Origin of the sequence: Leptospira abararensis, from assembly GCF_016918735.1 — a bacterium.
Lineage (GTDB): Bacteria > Spirochaetota > Leptospiria > Leptospirales > Leptospiraceae > Leptospira_A > Leptospira_A abararensis.
Genome location: NZ_JAFFPR010000007.1, coordinates 122828 through 137678 on the forward strand (window position 1 = coordinate 122828; position 14851 = coordinate 137678).

Consider the following 14851-nt stretch of genomic DNA (forward strand, 5'->3'; position numbering starts at 1 on the left):
AAGTTTTTTTCCAATGTTTTGTTTAGGATCACTTAGAAAAGTGATTTTTACTTCAGAGCAGAGCTCAAATCAGGATAAATTGTAAATAGCTGCTGCATTCCTATGATATCGAATACTTTCTCAACTGCCGGTTGGAGACCACAAATCGAAATACTTATCTTTTGTTCTTGGCAAAGACGCAGCGTTGTTACGAGCAATCGAAGTCCTGCAGAAGAAATAAAGGGAACATCACTTAAATTGAAAATGACTGGTTTGCCTGCGGCACCGACAAGGGCCATCAAATCCTTTTCTATTTTATGTGTGTTGTGAACATCCAAATTGCCTTGGACATGTACAACCAGCTTGTCTCCAACGGCTTCCGAATGGATTCCAATTTTATCATCGTTCATACAATAGTTTTCTCCAAATAGGTTATGTTTTGTTTCCCGTTGAAGTCGTAGGACACTTTGTCCATCAGAGTCTCCATAAGATAAACGCCAAATCCTCCCTTCCGCTCACCCTTTAAATTGGCTTCTACGGAAGGTTTAGGAACTTTTTTTCTGTCAAAGGGTTTTCCCTCGTCAATGAGTACAACTTTAAGATTGTCTCCAATCAATTCCAATCTACATTCAAAACTTGGATGGCTTAGTTCTGTATCCTTGTAGCTGTGCATGACTATATTGGTCGCTGCTTCATCCAAAGATATAAGAACATCATCAAAGGCAAAGGGTTTTGTGAATTTGCCTTCTAAATGTTCAGAAATAAATTCGCGAAGTTCGGGAATTGCATCGGGATGAGCAGGAAATACTTTCGAAATTTCAAAACTCGTTACTTCTGCAAATTTTAGGATCATGACGGTAAAGTCATCGTATTGTTCTTCGGAACGAGAAAACTTACGGATATCATCGTAAACTGCTTCCACGATTTTTTGAGAAGAATCAAGCCTTCTTTCAATAATGAATTCTATAAAACGATCAAGACCATACTCTTCTTCATCGGGATTTTTTTCTTCAATGGCTCCGTCGGTATAAAAGACCAAAATGTCTCCCGGTTCAATTTGAATCTCTCCCCCTTGGTAGTTGGTATGCGGAACCACACCCAGTGGTGCGCCCTTCCCTTTGAGAAGTTCAAAACTTCCATCTTTACGAATCCAAATTTGGTCGTTGTGGCCAGCCGAGGCAAACTTCAAAGTCCTGGTTCTTCTTTGGTAATTTACAAGGAAAAGAGTTACAAACATTCCTGACTGAGAATCCTCGTAGATAAGTTGGTTCGCACGAAAAAGAAGTTCGGAAGGAGAAAGATCAGTGGTTCTAGATAAAGTGCGAATGATAGAACTAGACATTGCCATAAAAATGGCAGCAGGCAAACTTTTTCCAGACACATCCGCCACTAAAAAAGAAAACTGGTCCTCACCAAAAGAATGGAAATCATAAAAATCACCGGACACTTCTTTGGCGGCTACAGACATCACACCCAAATCAAATAACGGAGACTGGATGAGTGAGTTCGGAAGAATATTGTTCTGGATTTTTCTTGTAATTTCGATTTCTTTTTCAATCGATTTTTTTGTGATGATCTCTTGGTTGAGTTTTAAGTTTTCGTAAGCCTTTGCAAGCGGAGAAGACAAAGTCTTTAACATCCGAAGGTCTGTTTCATTAAAGGAATGTGCCGATTGTTTTCCACTCACATAGAGTGCGGCTCTTAAACTCCCTCCCCGAGGAGCGATAGGCAAAATGAGAAAATTTTTCCTTAAAGTATATGCTTCTAACTCCAAAAAAGAATCTTCCAATTGTGGAGAAACAACTGCCATCCTCGGATTCCCCGATTCCATAAGACTTAGGAAAAGACGACTCTCCTGCATCGGAAAAAATGACTCCCGAACAATTCCGAGTTGTCTTGCATAAACTTGGATGCGGTTTTTGTTTTTTTCCTCAATGATGACCATTCCCGCATCTTCGCATGACAATTCTTTGGTGAGAATACTCAAAGTTTTGGACATCAGACCCAGTTCATCATGAGATTCGAGGACAGCTTGGCCTAAATCAAAAATAGATTCCAAAGTACTTAATTTTTGTTTGAGTTCTAAGTTGGTTTCATTAAGGTTTTCGAGTAACCGCGTTTTTTGAATGGCTACGGCACAAGCGCTCGAAAAAGACAAAAAGGTATCGATATCGTCTTGGCTAAAATTGTTTCTGTCAATGGTGTTGATGGCTTCAATCACACCGATGACCTCGTCTCCCACAATGAGGGGGCTTGCGAGAATATTTCTTGTAATGAAATTGGATGCTTTGTCTACATCTCGAAAGACCCGATTGTCATTTTGAGCATCGTTAATAATCATGGGTTGTTTGGTAACAGCAACCGTTCCCGCAATCCCTTGGCCCACAGGAACCTTAATTTTAGCCACTTCTTCGCGTTTTTCGCCAGTCACTGTATGGAAAATCAGATACTCCTTTTTATCATCTAACAGAAGTAGCGAACTTGCTTCTGTGCGGAACACTGATTTTGCCGATTCCATCACCATTACAAGAACACGTTCTAAATCAACACTGGTATTGATTAGAACCGCAACTCGAATGATTTCCTCTAAAAAATACTGAAGTCTGTTATTATTATTATGAATGTTGGCATTGTCGATGAGGAGTAAAATGGAAGTGGTAAGGGAATTAAAAAATTGCGGTTCTGCCTCTGAAAGGACTGTGTCTTTCAATAACGCGTTTAAGTTGGCACTAAAATAATTAATTAAGTCTAAATCCTGTTCGGAAAAATTTTGAAAATGTTTGATACCCTCTAGGACCAAAACACCTAAAGCTAAGTCCCCTATTTCGTCACCCACATAACATGCAATATATGATTCAGCTACAGGACCATCCGAATCCTTTAAATGAGAGCCTTTTTTGATGAGGATACTTTTGCGAGTTTTGAAAACATGTTTGGCTACCAAACCCGCACTGGCTTTGTCGCCGACTAAACCAAAACGACTAAGGTTCCCTCTTTCATTTCTAAAATAGAAAGCTGCTGATTTTGCTGAGACAAGTCGTTTGGCTTGACCAAGAATAAAATGGTACAAGTCATCCAATTCGGAAGAAGATGAAAGGTAAAATCCGCCTTCGTCGTTTTTTCGAATGATTGGCGGAAGAGAGCTGGGTTTCAATGGTTTAATCGTTGTTAAATTTTAGTGATTCTTCTCTTAATTTTCGATTTGCATCTTCCAATGATTTTATTTTGTCGAAGGCAGACATAAGTTCGTCCCGGCTTAGATTGGATACCATGGAACTTGCCTGTACAGTTTCTTTGGCTTCTCTCAGCTCCACTCGCGAATAATCGATAATTTGTTCATACATCCGAATGATCTCATCGGCGTTTGCTAATTCTTGTTCGTTTAGTCTAAGAACTTTTTCATAGCCTTTGATGATATCCGATTGGATTTTCAGTTTTTTAGTCAGTTCTTCTACTGTATCTTGTCCCATAACATCTCTGGTTCCTTAGCCATTTTAGGATTCTGTTGACAGACAAACGCGGTCACTCACCTTGGATTAGCACAAGGGGACGTAGCTCAGTTGGGAGAGCGTTTGAATGGCATTCAAAAGGTCGGGGGTTCGATTCCCCTCGTCTCCAAAATCCCTCCCGAGATTTCAGCGTTCGAACCCTTCCCTGTCAAATTCTTTTTCATTTGGAGTGGAGATCACTTGATCAATCAGTGACCTTTTCCAATCTATTCCATATTAGATTATGGCTGTTAGAAAAATCCTCAAGATTGGCAATCCCTTACTCCGTCAAACGAGCGAAGATGTAACCGAATCCGAAATCCAAACCAAGGAATTCAAAAAACTGATTCGAGATATGTTTGAAACCATGAGACACGCGGACGGTGTAGGCCTTGCCGCACCCCAAATTGGTGTGCTCAAAAAACTAGTTGTTGTTGGCCAAGACGATGACAACGAAAGATACCCTGGAACCCCAGAAGTTCCGAACCAAATCATCCTGAATCCGGAGATTACTCCCCTTTCACCGCCTGGTGATGGATTTTGGGAAGGTTGTCTTTCGGTTCCAGGTATGCGTGGTTACGTGGAAAGGCCCGATAAAATCCGAATGAAATGGCGAGATGAAAATTTCGAAGAACATGAAGAAATCATTACCGGTTATCGTGCTATTGTTTTACAACATGAGTGCGACCACCTCTTCGGAGTTCTCTATGTAGACAGACTCAAAAGTACAAAGTTATTCGGTTATAACGAAGACATTGATACTGCTGGTAAATTGTTAGATTAATTAGTTTTTTCTCCTATAGGAGTTATATGGGCTCATCCATCGTTCAATATTTTCTTTCAAAGAGTTTATTCGTAAACCTTCTGACTTTTCTTATCCTTCTTGTGGGTGGTTTTACAGCCGCCACAATGAACCGAGAAGCTTTCCCCAATATCAATTTTGATATTGTGAGTGTGACTACTGTATACCCAGGGGCTGCCCCTGCCGATGTGGAAAAACTAGTTACCAAACCTTTGGAAGATGCGATCAAAGAAGTGGATGGAATCAAAGAATTTCGTTCTGCTTCATTGGAAAACCGATCAGGGATTATCGTTACCATTGATCCCAATACAAAAAATACTCAAAAAGTAGTCGATGATTTGAAATCTGCCATCGACCGGATTCAGGATCTCCCAGAAGATGTGGATGATCCAATCGTCACAGAAATCACAACAGCAAGACAACCCGTGATTGAAATCCATTTATCTTCAGTAACCAAAGACAATAAACCTTTGTTAAATGCAAAAGAATTGCGAGACAAAGCCAAAATTTTGGAAGAAAAACTAAAAGATTTACCTACCGTAGCAAGGATTACAAAACGCGGATGGCGAGAACGGGAAATGAAAGTCGACTTAGATCCCGACAAATTAAGAAGCCTTTCTCTATCTTCTACCCAGGTGATCAATGCCCTTCGTCTTAGAAACATCAATTTTCCTGGCGGGAATATCAATGAAAAAACAAGAGAAATCATCGTCCGCACCGTTGGTGAATTTGATACTGCCGAAGAAATAGAAAATGTTTTTGTTCGTTCCAATGATGCAGGACGTTCTGTACGAATTCGTGATGTCGCTCGAGTCACTGAAGGCTTTGAAGACTCGGATTATTTGGACAAATCCAATGGGGATATTGCCATTGCCCTAACAGTCATTAAACGAGAAAAGGCTGATGCCATCACTGTTGTGGATGATTCCAAACTTGTAGTAGAAGAGTTTATTAAGTCTTCTGGAGGAACAGTCAAACATGCCTTTGTGAATGACTTATCAAAATACATTCGTCGTCGCTTAGGAGTTTTAACTTCCAATGCCGTATCGGGACTATTTCTCGTAACCGCCTCGCTATTTGTCTTTCTTGGCTGGCGTATGGCACTGATGACTGCACTCGGAATTCCTATCTCCATTGCGATGACTTTTGTTGCCATGAACTATATGGGTCTCACTTTAAATTTGATTTCCATGATGGGTCTTATCATTGTGGTGGGGATTTTAGTAGATGATGCCATTATTATTTGCGAAAACGTATACCGCCATTTAGAAATGGGCGAAGAACCATTTGAAGCTGCCATGCGAGGGACAAGTGAAGTACTCGCACCCGTCACCGCCACAGTCACAACCACCATTGCTGCCTTTGGTCCGATGTTATTTATGACAGGGATCTTTGGAAAGTTCATCCATTCCATTCCGCTTGTTGTGATTTTATCTTTATGTAGCTCCCTATTTGAAGCCTTCTTTATGTTACCTTCTCACTTGTATGATGTGAGTAAAGCCACAGACATGAAAGGTGAAGTAAAAGAAGAATCTCATTGGTTTGTGAAGTTTAAAGAGCGGACCTACCTTCCCCTTCTTAGTTTTGCACTAAGGAACCGATGGAAAATGGTGGGCCTACTTATGGGTCTTTTTGTTTTTTCTCTCGCCATCCAAATCAAGTTCGGGAAATTCAAACTCTTTCCTGGTGCCATAGAGACCTTCCAAGTGCGAGTCACCGCAGAAACTGGTTTAAAATTAGAAGAAACCGATCGTTTCGTTCAGGCCATAGAACATGCCGTTAGTAAACTTCCCCAAGGGGAAGTGGAAAACTATATTTCCCGAGTGGGTATCATCCAAAAAGATCCGAATGATCCATTCACCAAACGTGGGAAAAACTATGCGCAAGTGATGGTTTATTTAACTCCTGATGACAATAGAGAAAGGTCCACAGAAAAAATCATCGAAGTGGTTCGCCAGAACACCAAATTCATGTTAAATGAAAAGGCCCTCCTTCTTTTGGAAGAAAAACTAGCCAAAGAAAACTTAGGGAATGAAGAAGAGACAGCTCATCCCATAGCCGAAACTCCCAAAGAATTCCTTCCTTTGAAAGGGAAGTTAGTCAATCTCGAATTTGAAAAATTGGCAGGTGGGCCCCCAGTGGGGAAACCGGTTGCTATTGAAATCAAAGGAGATGATTTTACTACCTTACTTAAAATTGGCGCAGAATTCAAGGCCGCACTCGCAAAAATCAATGGGGTCACAGACATCGGTGACGACTTCAATGAAGGAAAAGATGAAATCCGAGTTTCTGTGGATGAAACTCTGGCTTCTTTTGCTGGAGTGAGTGTTCAATCGGTATCTCTTGCTATCAACACCGCACTTCAAGGAACGGTTTCCACAAAAATCAAACGGGCCGATGAGGAAGTGGATGTAAGGGTTCGGTTTCCAGAAGAATATAGATCTTCCCTCACTCACCTCAATAAAGTTTACGTAAACAACCTAACAGGAAACCTAATCCCCGTTTCACGACTCACCAGTCACGACAGAAAGCCTGGACGAGCTTCCATTAACCATTTGGATGGCAAACGTTTACTTACAGTCACTTCCAATATTGATGAAACACTTTCTTCCTCAAGACAAGTCAACTTGGAAGCAAAAAAACTCACCGAAGGAATCATCGCCAAATACCCTGGGTATTCTGTTCGTTTCTCCGGAGAAAATAAAGATACAGAAGAGTCGATGGCATCTCTTGGACGAGCATTCTTAGTCGGTCTCATTATCATTTATATGATCCTCGCCTCCTTATTCCGTTCTTTGGCACAACCTCTCATTGTGATGAGTGCCATTCCCTTTGCCGTGATTGGTGTGATCTTTGCATTTTTACTGCATGGCCAACCCTTCTCTTTCCTAGCTTTCCTTGGAATCATCGGGCTTGCGGGGGTGGTTGTCAACGACTCCATTGTTCTTGTGGATTGTGCCAACCAACTCAGGATTGAAGATCCGAGTAAATCCACTTTTGAACTCCTGGTAGAAGCGGGAAGCATTCGCCTAAGGGCCGTAATGCTAACTACAGTGACGACAGTGCTTGGACTCCTTCCAACAGCTTATGGAATTGGAGGAAAAGATCCATTCCTTGTTCCCATGGCTTTGGCCTTCGGTTGGGGACTCGCTTTTGCGACCTTTATCACCCTAATCATGGTGCCTGTATTTTACCTGAACTTGTATTCGTTTAAAGACTGGATGGTCGCTAAATACCATACAAGAAAGAAGAGATTGGTATAAGAAGAATGAATTGAATCCCAATAACGGTTTCTAACAAAACTAGAAACTGTGATTCGGTAGGTTTTGAACGAATTCAGAAATGGATTCATTCAAATTTCTTGGTGAGTATGAAAACCTGTGATTGGGGAATCGAAACATAACAAAAAAGGATTTAATCCTTTTTATCATTTAACACTTCAGTTAGTGTTACAAATTTATACCCTTTCTCTTTCATTCGTTCAATGAATGTGGGAAGGATATAAATCAATTTATCAAATTTTCTTGGACCACCTAAGTGCATGAGAATGATGGCGCCGTTCATTCCGTTCGCATCTGCCTTTTCCCAATTTTCCAAAAAAGAAAGAGTTTCCTCACCCGTTTTGTAATGAGGATTACGAACCACTTCCTTTTTGCCTTTGGATGTTTTTTTATAAAGGAATTGTTTGCTGATGTAATCCGGTAAATCGAGTGATCCTTTTGAATTATTTGACCACATAATGTGGTCTGTATATCCCAAACTAGCATGGGCATCCAGAATCAATTGGCTGAGTGCTCCGTATGGCAGACGGTAATATTTCTTTAATTCTTGTTTGGTGAGAGAATGAAAAGTATCTTCCACACGTTTTAACTCTTCTGCCATTCGAGGGAGGTCAAGAACCGAATTGGAAAGGTAATCGAGTACCATTCGCTTTTTTAAGGAAGTTTCTGTCACCGATCTTTGGTAGTTAAAATGGGACCAAGTATGGTTTCCAAATTCCACCGATCCTGTTTTTGCCATTTTTTTAATATAATCTAAATTTTGACGGATAAAGAAGGAACCATTGATATCCGAAGGCCTTTCGTTTGATAGAAAGAGAGTCACTTTGATTTTATGTTCTTTGATATAATTGTATAATACAGGAAGCTCTTCCCCTGTCGCCAAATCAAAGGTAAGCGCAATTTCTTTCTGAGTTTCATTTCCCCGAAGGACATTGCGCCCTTTTGTATTTTGGCTCACTTCTTTTAAGAACTGAACATTCTCTTCCACTTGTTTGGCAAGTTCCGTATCGGGTTCGCTGTCTCCCGGTAAAGCTTTTTCCTCGCGAAGTTGCTCTTGGTACATAAGAGAAAAAAGGGATTGTTCGAGTTCCCGAAGATTTTTTTCTTTTTCTTTTACTTCTGACTCGAGTTTGGTGACACTCAAACTAAGATAGAGTAAATACCCGCAAAGGACAAGAACCGTAATCCCAACAAAAGAGAGGGCAGAAACAAGAGCAAACTTACGAAGTTTTTTTGCGAACAACCGGTCCTTTTCGATGTCCTGGGAAAGTTCATGAACGATATCCTGAATTTCCTTTTCTTCGTTTGTCGGGTCGAGGGACATGCGGGTATGGGTTTCCTTACTACCTAATATCGGATTTGGATCAGTCGTTCTAAAACGACCTACCATCTCCCTTAAGTCTTTATCTTTAAAAATTTTCCCTTCTTTCCTTGGCGGATCAGATATTCTTTTCCCAGCTCCAAAGAGAGTCCCGGATCAGTAATTTTTTCTTCATCCAAATACAAACCACCGGCCTGGATGAGTCTACGCCCTTCCGAAACGCTCGGAATGAATTTCAATTGGGACAAAATATAAACTAGTAGAGGTGGTTTTTCTGAAAAATAAGTCGAATCAAGTGTTTCGGTAGGAATTTCATCTGGTAGTGCTCGGTTTTTGGTATTGTGGATGGCTGTCCACTCTTCCACTGCCTTTCTGTTTTCCTCTTCTGGATGGAGTTGGTCCATCACAAGGAGGGCCAGTTCCGTTTTGACTTCTTTCGGATGAAGGGTTTTAGAAGTGATCCCAGCCTTTCTGTTTTCCATTTCCGACCGAGGAAGGTCTGTCAAAAGTTCAAAGTAATTCCACATCAAATCATCTGAGATAGACATGATTTTTCCGTACATATCAATGGGTTTTTCTGTCACACCCACATAGTTGCCAAGAGACTTGGACATCTTTTTCACACCATCTAAACCGACGAGGAGCGGAAGCGTAATGACCGATTGTGGTTTTTGACCGTATTCTCTTTGTAAGTCGCGACCCACTAACATATTAAACTTTTGGTCAGTTCCCCCCAGTTCCACATCCGCTTTCATCGCAACAGAATCATACCCTTGTACGAGTGGGTATAAAAACTCAATCATGGAGATAGGAGTTCCCGCTTTATGGCGTTTGGTAAAGTCGTCTCTTTCTAACATGCGTGACACAGTATATTTCGATGTTAAAATCAAAACATCTTCGAACTTCATCTCCGAACACCAATGAGAGTTGTAGAGGATTTTTGTTTTGTTCGGATCTAGAATTTTAAAAACTTGGTTTTGGTAAGTTTTGGAATTCTCCAATACCTCTTCTTTCGAAAGACGTTTTCTTGTTTCTGATTTTCCCGTGGGGTCACCAATCATTGCCGTAAAATCACCAAGCATAAAACAAACTTCATGACCCAAGTCTTGGAAGTGTTTCAGTTTTCTAAGTAAAACAAAATGTCCTAAATGCAAATCGGGGGCTGTGGGATCAAAACCTGCCTTGATGGTAAGGCTAGGTTTGGATTTGATCTTTTCTAAAAGTTCTGCCTCGCTAATGATCTCGACAGTGCCTCGGCGGATGGTATCTAATTCTTGGTTCAATTCTCTTTCAGTTTTCATAACAAATTCAAAAATTTTCGATGGTCGAAATGGTGACTTTTGACAATACTAACCTTAGAATCTCTATAGGCAACCACCAAAGTACGTAAAAACCCTTATGAATCATTTAGATGAAAGAAAACAAACACTAAAACAATTAGAATCAACTGACTACGATGTCTTAGTACTGGGCGGTGGAGCCACTGGATCTGGTACGGCATTGGATGCATCTCTTCGCGGATACAAAGTAGCCCTCCTCGAAAAACAAGATTTCTCGGCAGGAACTAGTTCCAGGTCTACAAAACTCATTCATGGAGGGGTTCGATACCTCACCCAGTTCCATTTCAAACTAATCTACGAAGCCTTATCGGAAAGGAAACGTCTCCTCATCAATGCTCCTCACCTAGTAAAACCGCTACAGTTTGTTTTACCAACTTATGTTTGGTGGGAAAAACCTTTTTACTCCATTGGACTTACAATGTATGACATCCTTGCTGGTAGATCCATTGTTCCGGGACATGAAAGAATTTCCAAAGCAACAGCCTTGGATTATTTTGCCTCTTTAAAAAAAGAAAAACTAAAAGGCGGAATCGCCTACTACGATGCACAGTTCAATGACTCTCGTTTAAATATAACAACCGTCCGCGCAGCCAAAGAAAATGGAGCCGATGTTTTATCCCGAATCGAAGTGACCTCCTTTTTAAAAGATTCAAAGGGAAAAATCATTGGGGTCACAGCCAAAGATTTACTCACTAAAAAGAAAATCAGTATCAAAGCGAAGGTGGTTGCAAACACCACGGGAGTTTGGATTGATTCTCTCCGCAAACTAGACGATCCCAAGGCAGAAAACGTCCTTGCTCCAAGCCAAGGAATCCATCTTGTCTTCGACAAACAAAAGTTACCTTGTCGCACAGCCATGATCATCCCAAAAACTGCCGATGGACGAGTGGTATTTGTCATCCCTTGGGAAGGTAAAGTGCTTCTCGGAACCACCGACACAGCCATCAAAAAAATTGATGAGGAACCTCTACCTCTCCAATCCGAAGTAGAATTTTTACTCAAAACCGGAAATGATTATTTGGATACCAAGTTAACCAAAGAGGATATTGAATCCGTTTTTTCTGGACTCAGGCCTCTGATCTCTACGGGTGATAAAAAAGATACAAAGTCGATCTCGAGAGAGGAGGCTATCCTTGTTTCCGAATCAGGCCTTGTCACCATGTCTGGAGGAAAGTGGTCTACCTTTCGTAAAATGGCAGAAGACCTTACTGACAAACTTATTTCCGTAGGTAACTTACCACCTAAGATGAATTGTGTGACAGCTAGTTTTGCTTTCCCCGGAGCCGATGGGTATTCCAAACATTTAGTCGCTAAGGTCCAAACTCTGTATGATCTCTCTTATGATACTTCGGTTCGTTTGGTGGATGCTTATGGCGGTGAAGTTTCCTTCATTCTGGGAAAAAAACCAAAAGAACTTAAAAAAGGGTCCGGTTACTTTCTAGAAGAAATCAAACATTTTGTGAAAAAGGAATTTGCACTTTCTGTTACTGATGTTCTTTCCAGAAGGTGGAGAGTTGTGTTTTTGGATTTGAAACTGGCAGAATCTTTGGCAGTTCCTGTTGCCAATGCCCTCGGCAAAGAACTGGGCTGGAAGGAAACGGAAAAAAAATCTTCTTTAAACGAACTCCTTAATCATATCAAAGATTTAAAGAAAACGATCACATAATGACCATTAAATCTTAGATATTTCTATTTCGGTTTGGCCAGTTCGTAATGATAAAAGGTCCTTCCAGATTCTTTTTCTTTTAACACCAGTAAGTAGTGGGTTTTGGGATTGAAAACTTCGGAAAACTGAGTTCCTAGTTTAGTTTTGAAGTTTTCATAGTCTTCATCACCCACTTCGGCTCGTTTAAAAATCCAGGAAATATTCCGTTCGATCCCACCATTATCATAATAACTTAAATTGAGCTCCAGTCCCTCTTCTGAGGATTGGAGGATGCTATAAGTTCCCACAATCGAAGGTAAAAATCCCAAAGGATCTCCCTCTCCATACATTTCCGAAAAACTAAAAGTCTGGTCGGATTTAAAAAACACAGGCAGGATGGTTCCTTGGTCATAAAAGGAAATGGTTCCCTTTTCATTGGCCAAAACCAGTTGTTTGAATCCAGAAAAGTGGCGTTCCGCTTTGCCAAATTGAATGATGGTATTTTTAATTTTATCAAAGGAAACCCAAGGGTAAGATACAAAGTTATCTTTTTTTATTTCCCCAAATGAAACTTCGGAAATACAAACTCGTCCCGTGGAACCAAGACCATGGGTCTCTAAAATTTCGAATCGAATGACATTACCTTGGAACTTAGAATCTAAATCCAATACTTGAAATCCCGATTTGCCAAACTTGGGTTTCGTCAGTTCTAAATCGATTGTGGAACCGATATTCAATTTCGATTTTAAATCTTCTGTTTCCATAGTAAATGTTGTAATGCGAAGTTTTTTCACCGCATCATTCGATTTTAAATCCAGAGCAGACTTATGGAATCCGTTGAATATCTGTAAGGCGGAAAACTCCGAATAGGATTTTAAATACAATGTAAATCCAGAACCCACCTCCTTGGAATTGGCACAAAAGGAAGTGGAGAGTTTGTTATCTAAAGAAAATTCTGGGCTGAACCGCCACGGTTCTTCGGGACTGACTTGGCCTACACTTTGGGTTCGCAAATAATCAAATTGTTTTTCGGAACCCTTACATTGGAAGCCTGCAAAAACGGATAGGAAAATTACGAGGTAAAGAGAAACGGTTGGATAGGAATTTCTAAAAGAAGGAAGAATTGTAGAAAAAGTAGATTGGTTCAGACCCATGGACTGTCAAACCATGACTCTGAACGAAAGGACGATCAAGCGAAAAACAATTTCTCTTAATCTATATAGTCTTTGAGTTTTTTGGAACGACTAGGGTGACGAAGCCTTCGAAGTGCTTTGGCTTCAATCTGGCGAATCCGCTCCCGAGTCACTTTAAACTGATACCCCACCTCTTCCAATGTCTGGGCATACCCATCATCCAGACCAAATCGCATCCGAATGACCTTTTGTTCCCGAGCCGGAAGGGTTTGTAAAACCTGACGGATTTGTTCGGACAAAATAGAAGATGCCGCTGAGTTCAATGGCGAGATCACTTCCTTGTCTTCGATAAAATCTCCGAGTTCCGAATCCTCTTCCGAACCCACTGGGATCTCGAGAGAAATTGGCTCTCGGGCTACGTTTTTCACAGCCTTTACTTTTTGCACCGGCCAGCCGAGACGTTCGGCAATTTCATCATTGGACGGGTCACGGCCAAACTCTTGGACAAAAAGACGAGTTTCGCGAATCACTTTGTTCACTTGTTCGATCATGTGAACAGGCACTCGGATGGTTCGTGCCTGGTCAGAAATCGCACGAGTGATGGCTTGTCTAATCCACCAAGTGGCATAGGTAGAAAATTTATAACCTTTTTTGTATTCGAACTTATCTACTGCTCGGATGAGACCAATGTTTCCTTCTTGGATGAGATCAAAAAAATGCATCCCCCGGTTGGCGTAACGTTTCGCAATGGAGACCACCAAACGAAGGTTTGCTCGCACAAGTTCTCGTTTTGCTTGGGCAATTTCTCTTTCGCCTTTGATGATTTTTTCACCCCAGTCTTTGATTTCGCCAACAGGAGAGCCCGCTTCCTGTTCCATACGACGGAGTTTTCTTTCGTTGTTGCGAATGTCTTTGATGACTTCTCGAACTTCATCAATATCACAACCCATCATCTTCTCAATTTCATCTAAGTTCTCATTTTTTTCGATGAAACGGTTGAGGGCTTTGATTTCACGAACATCATGTCCGTATTTGGCTTTGATTTTAAGGAAATGTTTTTCAATTTCCTTAACACGGAAAACCATCGATTTGATCTTTTGAGAGATCTTTTGGATTTCTTTTTGAGAAACACCAATTTTACGAATGGCTTCATCAATTTTACCAGTCGATAAATCAATTTTTTCTTTGAGTTCTTTGAACTTCTTAGAGTTCTCAGAATACTTACGAATCCGGTTAGTGGATTCGTTTAAAACTTTTTCATCCTGCTGGATGAGTTCCATATTTTCAAAGAATACTTTTTCCAATTTGTCCGCTTGCTCTTGGTTGAGTGCGTACATTTTGTCCACTTTTACAAGGTCATAAACTTTTATTTTTTTGGACTTAATCTTAGGAATGAGTTTGGCAAAGTTTTGGCGTAGGATGGAAGAACTAAGGATCGTTTCTTCAATGATCTTTTCACCCTTTTCGATCCGTTTGGCAAGAAACACTTCTGTTTCTCCAGAGATCAGAGATACTTTACCAATTTCTTTTAAATATAGGCGGATGGGATCTTCAGAACTTGAAGAAACACTGGACTCTCTTTTTTTACGTGCAGGTTTCTCTTTTGTTTCTTTGTTTGTCTCTTCTTTAGTCGTTGTCAGGGAACTAGATTCTTCCAAAGATTTTTTGGAATACTCTTCTACAATTTCAATCCCCATCTCGTGCAACAAAGTAAAGACATCATCGATCTTTTCGGAATTTAAGATTTTATCCGGAAGTATTTCATTAATTTCATCATAAGATACCTCTCGATTTGCTTTACCGATCGAGATGATCTTTTGTACTTCTGGTAGGCTTGCTAGATTTTCCATTCTACCTCTATC

Annotated in this window: 10 protein-coding genes and 1 tRNA gene; 4 read left to right on the plus strand and 7 right to left on the minus strand. The window is 40.6% G+C overall.

Annotated elements, in window-relative coordinates:
• Positions 1-47 precede the first annotated feature (47 nt).
• Genes JWG40_RS01845 through JWG40_RS01855 form a run of 3 tightly spaced genes read right to left on the minus strand, consistent with a single transcriptional unit; the run spans position 48 to position 3449 of the window.
• Positions 48-389 (minus strand): STAS domain-containing protein, encoded by a 342-nt coding sequence (locus JWG40_RS01845; protein ID WP_205284175.1) that lies wholly within the window; start codon positions 387-389, stop codon positions 48-50.
• Positions 386-3133: a SpoIIE family protein phosphatase gene (locus JWG40_RS01850; RefSeq protein WP_205284176.1), complete on the minus strand. Its 2748-nt coding sequence runs from the start codon at positions 3131-3133 to the stop codon at positions 386-388. Before JWG40_RS01850 ends, JWG40_RS01845 begins: the two co-directional genes overlap by 4 nt.
• Before the next feature lie 4 nt (positions 3134-3137).
• Positions 3138-3449: a hypothetical protein gene (locus tag JWG40_RS01855; RefSeq protein WP_135658528.1), complete on the minus strand. Its 312-nt coding sequence runs from the start codon at positions 3447-3449 to the stop codon at positions 3138-3140.
• 75 nt (positions 3450-3524) lie between these two features.
• Between JWG40_RS01855 and JWG40_RS01860 the strand changes: the two genes are divergently transcribed.
• The 3 genes from JWG40_RS01860 (at position 3525) to JWG40_RS01870 (ending at position 7532) form a co-directional block, all read left to right on the plus strand.
• Positions 3525-3597 (plus strand) — tRNA-Ala (locus JWG40_RS01860).
• Positions 3598-3711: 114 nt separating this feature from the next.
• Positions 3712-4251 carry a peptide deformylase gene (gene def / locus JWG40_RS01865; RefSeq protein ID WP_205284177.1) on the plus strand — a complete coding sequence of 180 codons (540 nt, stop codon included), beginning with the start codon at positions 3712-3714 and terminating at the stop codon, positions 4249-4251.
• Positions 4252-4277: 26 nt separating this feature from the next.
• Complete coding sequence (locus tag JWG40_RS01870) at positions 4278-7532, plus strand: efflux RND transporter permease subunit (RefSeq protein WP_205284178.1); 3255 nt, start codon at positions 4278-4280, stop codon at positions 7530-7532.
• A 151-nt stretch (positions 7533-7683) separates the two neighbouring features.
• On the opposite strand, the gene JWG40_RS01875 is transcribed toward JWG40_RS01870, so the two are convergent.
• Entirely contained in the window at positions 7684-8874 is a 1191-nt protein-coding gene (locus JWG40_RS01875; protein WP_205284179.1) for a polysaccharide deacetylase family protein, read from the minus strand.
• A 71-nt stretch (positions 8875-8945) separates the two neighbouring features.
• Complete coding sequence (gene tyrS / locus JWG40_RS01880; protein ID WP_205284180.1) at positions 8946-10172, minus strand: tyrosine--tRNA ligase; 1227 nt, start codon at positions 10170-10172, stop codon at positions 8946-8948.
• Positions 10173-10269: 97 nt separating this feature from the next.
• Between tyrS and JWG40_RS01885 the strand changes: the two genes are divergently transcribed.
• Positions 10270-11877 (plus strand): glycerol-3-phosphate dehydrogenase/oxidase, encoded by a 1608-nt coding sequence (locus JWG40_RS01885; RefSeq protein ID WP_205284181.1) that lies wholly within the window; start codon positions 10270-10272, stop codon positions 11875-11877.
• A gap of 23 nt (positions 11878-11900) precedes the next feature.
• On the opposite strand, the gene JWG40_RS01890 is transcribed toward JWG40_RS01885, so the two are convergent.
• Together JWG40_RS01890 and rpoD are read right to left on the minus strand one after the other, a co-directional pair.
• Positions 11901-13010: an NADase-type glycan-binding domain-containing protein gene (locus JWG40_RS01890; RefSeq protein ID WP_205284182.1), complete on the minus strand. Its 1110-nt coding sequence runs from the start codon at positions 13008-13010 to the stop codon at positions 11901-11903.
• A gap of 56 nt (positions 13011-13066) precedes the next feature.
• Positions 13067-14839 (minus strand): RNA polymerase sigma factor RpoD, encoded by a 1773-nt coding sequence (gene rpoD / locus JWG40_RS01895; RefSeq protein WP_002973883.1) that lies wholly within the window; start codon positions 14837-14839, stop codon positions 13067-13069.
• Positions 14840-14851: the final 12 nt, after the last annotated feature.

What these genes read in the sequence shown, in the direction of transcription:
- rpoD (WP_002973883.1), bottom strand. Translation starts at nt 14,839, where the DNA reads ATGGAAAATCTAGCAAGCCTACCAGAAGTACAAAAGATCATCTCGATC.
- JWG40_RS01875 (WP_205284179.1), bottom strand. Translation starts at nt 8,874, where the DNA reads ATGTCCCTCGACCCGACAAACGAAGAAAAGGAAATTCAGGATATCGTT.
- JWG40_RS01855 (WP_135658528.1), bottom strand. Translation starts at nt 3,449, where the DNA reads ATGGGACAAGATACAGTAGAAGAACTGACTAAAAAACTGAAAATCCAA.
- JWG40_RS01870 (WP_205284178.1), top strand. Translation starts at nt 4,278, where the DNA reads ATGGGCTCATCCATCGTTCAATATTTTCTTTCAAAGAGTTTATTCGTA.
- tyrS (WP_205284180.1), bottom strand. Translation starts at nt 10,172, where the DNA reads ATGAAAACTGAAAGAGAATTGAACCAAGAATTAGATACCATCCGCCGA.
- JWG40_RS01885 (WP_205284181.1), top strand. Translation starts at nt 10,270, where the DNA reads ATGAATCATTTAGATGAAAGAAAACAAACACTAAAACAATTAGAATCA.
- JWG40_RS01890 (WP_205284182.1), bottom strand. Translation starts at nt 13,010, where the DNA reads ATGGGTCTGAACCAATCTACTTTTTCTACAATTCTTCCTTCTTTTAGA.
- def (WP_205284177.1), top strand. Translation starts at nt 3,712, where the DNA reads ATGGCTGTTAGAAAAATCCTCAAGATTGGCAATCCCTTACTCCGTCAA.
- JWG40_RS01845 (WP_205284175.1), bottom strand. Translation starts at nt 389, where the DNA reads ATGAACGATGATAAAATTGGAATCCATTCGGAAGCCGTTGGAGACAAG.